Origin of the sequence: Shewanella sp. (assembly GCF_051658185.1) — a bacterium.
Taxonomy (GTDB): Bacteria; Pseudomonadota; Gammaproteobacteria; order Enterobacterales; family Shewanellaceae; genus Shewanella.
The window spans coordinates 1-8,643 of record NZ_JBOFMC010000107.1 but is presented as its reverse complement, the minus strand read 5'-3'; the positions used below and the strand labels follow the sequence as shown (position 1 = coordinate 8,643).

The following is an 8,643-nucleotide window of genomic DNA, read 5'->3' as shown; positions in this document are numbered from 1 at the left end:
CCGGCTCAGGGCGTGTGACCACAGGCTGAGGTTCTGGCGCGCTAGCACAAGCGCCAAGGCCTAAGGCTAAGATCAACACGATCAATCTTGTCATTGGGGCCGCACTTATCAAAGGTTGATCCTCGAGTTATGGCTAGTTGCAGAATAAGCCGCACTATTTTGTTTATCGTTGTCGTTGTCGGTTTTGCCGCTTTTGGCAAACGAGCTCGTTGCGCGTTGGCGGTGAGTTTGGCCATTTCAAGGCAAAAAAACACTGTGGGTTGGCACCCAAGGTTTGCCTATTCAAGCAGACTTAGCCCTTGGTTGGCAAGATATTAGGGCGTACTGCGCCTTCGCTGCAGCGTATCCCTGTCTGGTTTTTTGAGGACGTGTTTTCAGCTCCGTCATTGGGCGCTGACGGATTTGGGGTCTCCTCAAGCAAAAAATCCGAAGGGCCTTCGGATTTTGCTTGAGAATATGCAGCTATCCCATGGACGCGGGCGTTGCTGCAGGATGGCAGGGTTAGCTTAGGCTCATAAATAACCCTGCGATGGTCGCCGCCATGAGGTTTGACAGGATACCCGCCGCCAAGGCTTTGAGGCCAAGGGAGGCAATTTCAGAGCGGCGCTCGGGCACTAGACCACCAATGCCCGCAATGGCGATCGCCACGGTTCCTATGTTGGCAAAACCACACAGCGCAAACGAGAGGATCACTTGGGTGCGTTCAGACATCGGCTGTCCCGTCGCGGCCACTAAGGCGTCGCCAGACAGGTAAGGTGCTAAGTTGATGTAGGCAAAAAATTCATTGATCACGATCTTTTGGCCAATAAAGGAGCCGGCCAGCATGGCTTCGTTCCAAGAAACGCCCATTAACCAGGCTAGCGGCGCAAACAGGTAGCCGAGAATTTGCTGCAGGGTCAGACCCTCTAGGCCAAACCAAGCGCCAATGCCGCCGAGCATCCCATTGAATAAGGCCACTAAACTGACAAATGAAAACAGCATCGCGCCGACCGCGAGGGCGAGGGATAAACCTGTCATGGTACCTGTGGTGGCCGCATCGAGCAGGTTGCGTGGTTGATTTTCCTCCGTCAGCTGTAGCTGCTCATCGTTGATCGCCTCTGTTTGTGGGATCAAAAGCTTAGCAAACAGCAAACCACCGGGCGCCGCCATAAACGAGGCCGCGAGCAAGTACTCCATCTTAATACCAAGTTGGGCGTAGCCTGCAAGCATAGTGCCGGCAATCGAAGCTAAGCCGCCGCACATGACGGCAAATAACTCCGAGCGGGTCATGCGTGGCATATAGGGTTTAATCAGCAGTGGCGCGTCTGTCACTCCTAAAAAGACATTGGCACTGGCGGACATGGATTCGGCCTTACTGGTCTTGAGCAGTTTTTGCAGCGCTCCGCCAACGATTCTCACAACGAACTGCATAATGCCTAAGTAATAAAGTACAGCTGACAATGCCGAGAAAAACACAATAATTGGCAAGACTTTAAATGCAATAACAAAGCCGCCTGCGCCAAATAACTCGTACATTTTATCGCTGACAAGGCCGCCAAACATGAAGGACATGCCGTCATTGCTGTAGCCAATAACGGTTGAAACCGCGGAAGCCATTGAAAAAATCATTGACTGCCCCAGTGCGGAGTACATCACAAATGCCCCTAGCGCCAATTGCAATAAAAAAGCGAGGCCGACAGTGCGGTAGTTAATGGCTTTACGGTTTTCAGAGGCAAGGTATGCCACGGCGAGTAAGGTGATGATGCCTAAAAGACTAACTAAGATTTGCATGGATTTAATCTACATTGGAATAACGAAACACAGCGTGGCTTGGCCGGGGTAAAGGCCAAGCCAAACGCACTATGGCCGGGCGGCAGGTTAGCCCGCCCTTGGCCATTTACTCAGGGCTGTTGATCAACTGCTGGACGATACGCAGCACAAATTGCTGGCAATCCACCGCGGTCTGGGGGTCAAAGTCTTGGCCGTGTTGATCGGTATTTGACAGCACGCGAATGCTGACAAAGGGGCATTTATAAGCCTCGGCAACTAAGGCTGCCGCGGAGGTTTCCATTTCTTCGACCGCCGTGCCGAAGGTGTGGTGGAGCCAATTGATGCGATCAAGCTCGCGATTCCATTCATCACCGGTACCAATAATGCCCTTCACCACGTTGCCCTTCGTGTAGTGAGGGGCTTGGGATAAGGCCGCTGCCACCAACGCAGGATCGGCTTTAAAGTGGTTATGCTTGACCACCTCACCGTTTTCCCGCAGGTACATGGTCATATCAAAGTTTTGCCAGCGACTTGGGTGGATCCCCTCACCCTTGGGCGTTAACTCGGTGAGATACGATCCCATATTGAAACTGCTTTCACCGATGACGATATCGCCGCGATACAGCTGCGGATCATGGCCGCCGGCGGTGCCCTGATTGATAATCAGCTTTGGCTGATAGTGGGTCATGGCTAGCGCGGTCGCCGCCGCCGCGTTCGCGACACCAATTTCAGTGCGAGACACCACCACAGGGTAGCCACTGAGTTCACCTTCCCAGAACGTCCATGATCCAAACGTGTTGACTGTGACCTTGCCAAGGGCGGCAATTAAGGTTTCAACTTCAACGTCCATCGCGCCTTGAACCAAAATAGGAGGGCGGGTATGGGGGGCTGACATGTGTAGAGGAGTTTGCATATTCATTTGTTCAAAATGGGGAGTGCGCGAATATTAACAATCCTCCCAGAGCGGAACAAACGGAGTGGTTGTGAGTAACTTGTTATTAATCATGGGCGGATATTATATGATTATGGTTTAAACCCCGAAATACCAGGTAATAGCAGTTTGTTTTTAAACAAGATTAATTAATGCCAATGCTGAAGTGAAAATGCCACAAATTAACAAACAGACTAATGCAAAACACTGTGTTCAGAATACTAGGCGAGTAGATTGCATGAGTGCCCAAGCTTTAATCAGCAGATAATAGGTGTGTGGTTTATTTTTAATCCATCAATGTTCATGACGCTAACTTATTTATGGCTATCAAGTCGCAGCGATATAAATGATTAAGCGATAAAAGCGAGAATCAATAAACGCTTTCACATTGTGAATTATTGATGCGTCTGTTGTGTGAATATTGCACTGCGCAGCGGATGAGCAAATAAAACGGGAACATCATTTGATGTTCCCGAGGGGATATTATCTGTGTGATGATTGTCTACGTGATTATTGTCTACGCGATTATTGTCTGCGTAAATATTGCTATCTCAATATTGGCAGACTTATTCATTACAGCGCAATATCAATCCACACTAAACGGTGATCAGAAGACACATCTTTACCGTTACCTTTGTTGCCAATGCGGACATCATTAACCAATTCGCGGCCCGCTTCAAAGCTTGCTGGCCAGAAGACGCCAGAGTCGACGACGTTTAAGTCATGGGATGGGGTGACATGATCGACACGCAGACCAAAGTTACTGGTGATCATTTCAGGATAAGGCACATCCCCCAATGCTTGGCGGCATTCACCGAGAGTGAGGCATTCTGGCGCACCAAAACTCTTTGGAGCATAGCTCCCCGTGGCGGCATAGTGATTCACCTGTGTATGGTTAAGCAAGCTGCGGATGGCGGTGAGATCGCCATCGCCACTCTCTGGGTCGGCATTTAAATCGCCGAGCACGATGAATGATTCACCTTGAGCAAGGCCACCCTTATGGCCTTTATCATCATAGATATAGGCCGCTTTATTGCCTCCGGTAATGTAATCAACCCAGAAGCGAATTTCATCCGCATTTTTGACCACATTGTAAGGTGCCTCTGCGCCTTTATCGAACACCGGTGGCGTGGGATGAGACATTAACAGGTGGATGGTTTTATCGCCGCTAGGGGTGTTAATCACGACGGGGGCATCGACATGGTTTTTGGAGGATAACGGAATGTTGGCCCATTCTGTGTCGTTATACCAATACTCGTCTTGACACCATTGGGCGGTATTTTCAGCTTTACAATTTACGCTGACATTGTTGGCGCCAACCATGTCTTTCCATTTAAAGTTCTGGAAAGTACGGACTTTATCGTGGGCGATGGGGTATTGTGATAATAGGCCAAATGCGTATTGACCATGATAGTGACCAAATCCCCAACCATCTCCTGGGCCATTGGTTTTGCCATCGTTATCTAAATCGTTACCGCTGGCTAAACCTGTGTTGGTGGCATAATTGCCAGTATAAGGGAAGGCAATAGGTTGTAAGTCAGCCTCGCCACCTGCGCCTTGGCTGCTTTGTGGCACAGCTAAGTAATTGATACGGAATCCATTGATCGCAGCCGCATCGTCACCCTTACCTTCATTGTTAAACTCCGCCACCATCAATACGGCAGGGCGCTCGGTTTGAATAATGGCCGCAACGTTACGAATTTGAATGACTTTAGCTGCGATAGCTTTATCTGCAGGCGTGAGGGTATCAGCTAAATAACCGCTGACTAAGCGCGTTTGCTCGGTTGGGGTGATGGCCATTTCCGCGACCAAATCTTGATAGCTATTGCGATCGAAAGAAAGATTAAACACACCCACGCGGATATTTTGAGTTTGAGGGGTTGGTTCTGTTGGGTAATAGTTGTTTGTTTCGTCACCACAGCCAGTTAACATCGCCATCGAAATCGCTACAGCTGCAGCACTTTTATAATATTTCATATCATCAACCTGTTTATTATTAGACGATATTCATTGATTTGAATATTCAATGACATTCTAAGTTTAAATAAGTCTATGAAATAGTATGAATTAATAAAAATACTATATTCGGCACATTTTTAATAAAGTTTAAATGTAATAAAAATAACATGATTAAGCGTGTTTAATAACAACCCAATAAATGCTTAATTTGATGAGGAATAATCTTTTGCCTTTGTTTTCTGTAAGGGATAATTGCGGGTTGTGTTAATGATGCTGTTAATCAGCGATTGATAGCGATGTTTATATTATTTACTTGATTATATGGCTTGTTGCTTTGCTGATTGTTTTTGTGACAGACCAATGCGCTCGTTGAGTAATTGTTAATTGGCGCGCCGTTTATTGCTCATAACAGTGTGATGTTTAAATCAAGATGATGGTCAACGTTTTTAATCTTGCTTGAAATGGCATGAGCGTTGATGGGAGCGATTCATTTAAATCGCCTAATTGGCATTTGCTAAGCATCAGCCGCCCTCATAACCCCGTCGGTTGAAAACATGCTGATTAACTCTGGTGGCGTTGTTGTGCTGATAAAAAGCGTGCTGATAAAAAGCGGGCTGATAAAAAGGGGCGTCGACTAACATGGCACCGATAAACATGGCGCCGCGAATGCCTGTAATGGCAGGCATCCGCATTGATCGCTTGATTGCTGGGCTCGCCTTAATCCTTAGCGGCTCTGGCACGTACCACAAAACACCGTTGTGCGTTGGCCCAAGCGGATTTCGCTTAGCGGTAAGCCGCATTGGCTGCAGCTTTGGCCACCGCGACCATAAACATGCAGCTGCTGGGCAAAGTACCCCGGCTTACCCTCGGCGTTGGTAAAGTCTTTTAAGGTGGTGCCACCTTGCTTAATGGCCTGCGCTAAGATTTGCTTTACCGCGGTGACGAGGAGGGTTAAGCGCTCTGCATCAATCTTTCCCGCCTCAGCCTCGGGGTGAATGCCAGCAGCAAATAGGGCTTCGTTTGCATAAATATTGCCTACACCGACAACGATATGGTTATCCATCAGGCAGAGTTTGATCGCCTTGGTTTTGCCGGCGAGTGCGGCGGCAAATTGCTGGGCATTAAAGGCGGGAGTTAAGGGTTCTGGCCCGAGTTTGGCCAATAACGGATGCGCCTCTTCTGGCAGCTCGCACCAAAGCCATGCTCCAAAACGACGGGGATCGTTAAAGCGCAGGAGGCGGCCATTGGCGAGCACTAAATCAATATGGTCGTGTTTTTCAACGGGCGTACCTAGGGGCAGGATCCGTAAACTGCCGGACATGCCTAAATGCACGACTGTGGTGCCGGCAGCCGTGTCGATGAGTAAATACTTAGCGCGGCGGCGGACCTGCTGTATGGTTTGGCCGATAATCTGTTTGGCGATATCGGGCACAGGCCAGCGCAAAGCGCCGTTGCGGATCACTAAGTCAACCACCTTTTGGTCGATAAGAAAGGGCGCAATGCCCTGACGGGTGACTTCAACTTCGGGCAACTCTGGCATACGGGGTCACTCACTCTGGTCGTTTAGGCGATAGGTTTGTTAGCTCATTAAGATAGCGGCCAATATTAAGCTGGTGGCTCGGCATTGACCGCAGGCTTGGCATTGAGGATCGGCTGGAGTTTGTCGCGTAAACTCGGCGGCACTTGGTACCAATTGGCTGCAGGGGATTTTAGGGCGCCCTCAAGGGGAAAGTACAGCCACCGCTGCGGATCTTGAATATCGACAATTTGGATGATGATTTCCAATGGATTATCGCCCGTGGGCGCAGCCGCTAACGGGGATATTTGTACGGTTTGCCATGCATGGGCCCATTCCTCACAGTTAAGCACCTCTGGCGCGCACGCCCAACCGGAGGCTTGTCTGCGGAGCCATAGGTTATTGAGTTGCAACTGGGCAAGTGGGGCATTGTCATCAAACAGGTGTTTGGCATCACTGGGGATATTTCGTGTCTTGTTATTCATGAAGGTCAGCATGGCTACCATGAATAAGCAGGCGAAAATGATGATGTTATTCCATTGTTTACGAGAGAGGGCCATGGGAATGAGAGCTAAACTCAGGTATGGGATGATACCTGAGTTTACCACGGCCAAAGTGAGATGCTAGTCTTGAATGCGTGTTGAATCCGTGGCGAGGGTTAGCCGCCGGTGGTATTCATAAATCGCAGAATTTGCACATCATCGTGATTGAACACATGTTGTTTCGGCTTAAGTTGAATGCCCGCGAGGATCGCGGCCTTAAGGCGCACAATATCCCCAGGAAACTCTCGCACTATGCTTTTAAGATCAACCGCATGCTCATTGCCTAAACACAGCAGCAGTTGGCCTTCGACCGTCACCCGCACGCGATTGCATTCATGGCAGAAGTTGTGGCTGTGGGGGGAGATAAAGCCAATATGGATCGGACTGTCTGCCATCGTGTAATAGCGGGCAGGGCCACCGGTGCGTTTATTGGAGAGCGTCAGCGGATAACGGCTTTCGATAATGTGCTTGACCTCATCACTGCTGCAATGCCGGGCTTGCTTGCGTGCATCCATCTCCCCTAAAGGCATTTCTTCAATAAAGGCGATATCGAGGGCTCGCCCTCGGCAAAAATCAACGAGATCAATGACCTCGTGATCATTTTGCTCTTTTAAGATCACGGCGTTGATCTTAATCCGCTTAAAGCCGGCGGCAATCGCGGCATCAATCCCTTCAATCACCCGTTCGAGTTTGCCGTTGCGAGTTAACTCGGTAAAGCGCTCTGGGTTTAAGGTATCGAGGCTGATATTGAGGCGCTTTAACCCCGCATCGAACATAGGTTTGGCAAATTTGCTGAGCCTTGAACCATTGGTGGTCATGGAGAGATCGTTTAAGCCCGGGAGCTTACCGAGCAGGCTCACCAGCTGATCGCAGTCGGTGCGCACGAGGGGCTCGCCTCCGGTCAGGCGAATTTTAGTGACCCCTAATTCGGTAAAGGCTTGGGCTATCCATGCCAATTCCTCAAGCTGAAGTACATGGTCCCTTGGCAAAAAGCAGGGATCTTCGGTCATGCAATAGACACAGCGAAAGTCGCAGCGATCGGTGACGGAAAGCCTTAAATATTCGACCTGACGGCCAAAGGGATCCACGATTAAACTCATAAATACTCACTGAACCTTAAAGTAGATCTGCAAAAGGTTGAATAAACACGGTGTCACCCGTATTCGCCGCTTCTGCATCCTCACCCAGAATGATGAGGCAGTTACCTTTGACCATCGAATTTAACATGCCAGAGCCTTGATTGCCGGTGCTGCTCACGTGCAGGCGACCATCCTTGCCGAGGGAGTAAATGCCACGGATAAACTCGGTGCGGCCCTGACGGCTGCTGAGTTTCTCGTCGCTAATGGCTGGGATGAACTGGGGCTGCCAGTTAAGCTCACCAGCTAATTTACGCAGGGCCGGTTGGACAAATTGTAAAAATGACACCATGACGGCCACGGGGTTGCCGGGAAGGCCAAAAAATAGACTGTCGGCGACTTTGCCAAAGGCCAGCGGGCGGCCTGGACGCATGTTGATCCGCCAAAAATCGATGCTGCCTAAGCGGGCGAGTACCGTCTTAATATAATCGGCATCTCCTACGGAGACGCCGCCGGAGCTGATGACGACATCAGCTTGGTTAGCCCCTTGGATCAGGGCTGCCTCTAATGCGGCCTCTGAGTCTTCTATAATGCCTAGGTCGATGACTTCACAGCCTAAACGTTTAGCCATAGCCTTGATGGTGAAGCGGTTTGAGTCATAGATGCAGTTGGCCTTTAGCTGCGCACCCGGGGCGCTCACTTCATCTCCTGTCGAAAATACCGCGACGCGGGGGCGGCGATGCACGCTGACCTTATCTAGCCCAAGGGAGGCGAGCAAGCCTTGCTCGGCAGCGCCAAGGCGTGTGCCTTGGCTTAAGCCGATATCACCCTTGGCAATATCTTCGCCGGCGAGGCGAACGTGCTGGCCTT

At 49.9% G+C, this 8,643-nt stretch carries 7 protein-coding genes and 1 pseudogene; all 8 read right to left on the bottom strand.

The genetic code is table 11. The features are described 5' to 3' along the window. A pseudogene (locus tag ACRCZA_RS04490) lies at positions 1–94 on the bottom strand (NlpC/P60 family protein); the annotation flags it as partial. Between the two features lie 407 nt (positions 95–501). Further along, positions 502–1,770 (bottom strand): NupC/NupG family nucleoside CNT transporter, encoded by a 1,269-nt coding sequence (locus ACRCZA_RS04485; protein ID WP_438673274.1) that lies wholly within the window; start codon positions 1,768–1,770, stop codon positions 502–504. Between the two features lie 106 nt (positions 1,771–1,876). Continuing rightward, positions 1,877–2,662: a 5'-methylthioadenosine/S-adenosylhomocysteine nucleosidase gene (locus ACRCZA_RS04480; RefSeq protein ID WP_438673273.1), complete on the bottom strand. Its 786-nt coding sequence runs from the start codon at positions 2,660–2,662 to the stop codon at positions 1,877–1,879. 591 nt (positions 2,663–3,253) lie between these two features. Continuing rightward, entirely contained in the window at positions 3,254–4,657 is a 1,404-nt protein-coding gene (locus tag ACRCZA_RS04475) for an endonuclease/exonuclease/phosphatase family protein (RefSeq protein WP_438673272.1), read from the bottom strand. A gap of 706 nt (positions 4,658–5,363) precedes the next feature. After that, positions 5,364–6,179, bottom strand: coding sequence for a bifunctional DNA-formamidopyrimidine glycosylase/DNA-(apurinic or apyrimidinic site) lyase (gene mutM / locus ACRCZA_RS04470; protein WP_438673271.1), 816 nt, complete (start codon positions 6,177–6,179; stop codon positions 5,364–5,366). Between the two features lie 65 nt (positions 6,180–6,244). Then, positions 6,245–6,715, bottom strand: a complete 471-nt coding sequence (locus ACRCZA_RS04465; RefSeq protein ID WP_438673275.1) for a hypothetical protein — start codon at positions 6,713–6,715, stop codon at positions 6,245–6,247. A 98-nt stretch (positions 6,716–6,813) separates the two neighbouring features. Continuing rightward, positions 6,814–7,797: a GTP 3',8-cyclase MoaA gene (moaA, locus tag ACRCZA_RS04460; protein ID WP_438673270.1), complete on the bottom strand. Its 984-nt coding sequence runs from the start codon at positions 7,795–7,797 to the stop codon at positions 6,814–6,816. Positions 7,798–7,813: 16 nt separating this feature from the next. Next, the coding region (locus ACRCZA_RS04455; protein ID WP_438673269.1) for a molybdopterin-binding protein at positions 7,814–8,643 on the bottom strand (830 nt) is incomplete at its 5' end.

Coding starts and splice junctions, on each gene's coding strand:
- ACRCZA_RS04485 (WP_438673274.1), bottom strand. CDS start 1,770: ATGCAAATCTTAGTTAGTCTTTTAGGCATCATCACCTTACTCGCCGTG.
- ACRCZA_RS04480 (WP_438673273.1), bottom strand. CDS start 2,662: ATGCAAACTCCTCTACACATGTCAGCCCCCCATACCCGCCCTCCTATT.
- ACRCZA_RS04475 (WP_438673272.1), bottom strand. CDS start 4,657: ATGAAATATTATAAAAGTGCTGCAGCTGTAGCGATTTCGATGGCGATG.
- mutM (WP_438673271.1), bottom strand. CDS start 6,179: ATGCCAGAGTTGCCCGAAGTTGAAGTCACCCGTCAGGGCATTGCGCCC.
- ACRCZA_RS04465 (WP_438673275.1), bottom strand. CDS start 6,715: ATGGCCCTCTCTCGTAAACAATGGAATAACATCATCATTTTCGCCTGC.
- moaA (WP_438673270.1), bottom strand. CDS start 7,797: ATGAGTTTAATCGTGGATCCCTTTGGCCGTCAGGTCGAATATTTAAGG.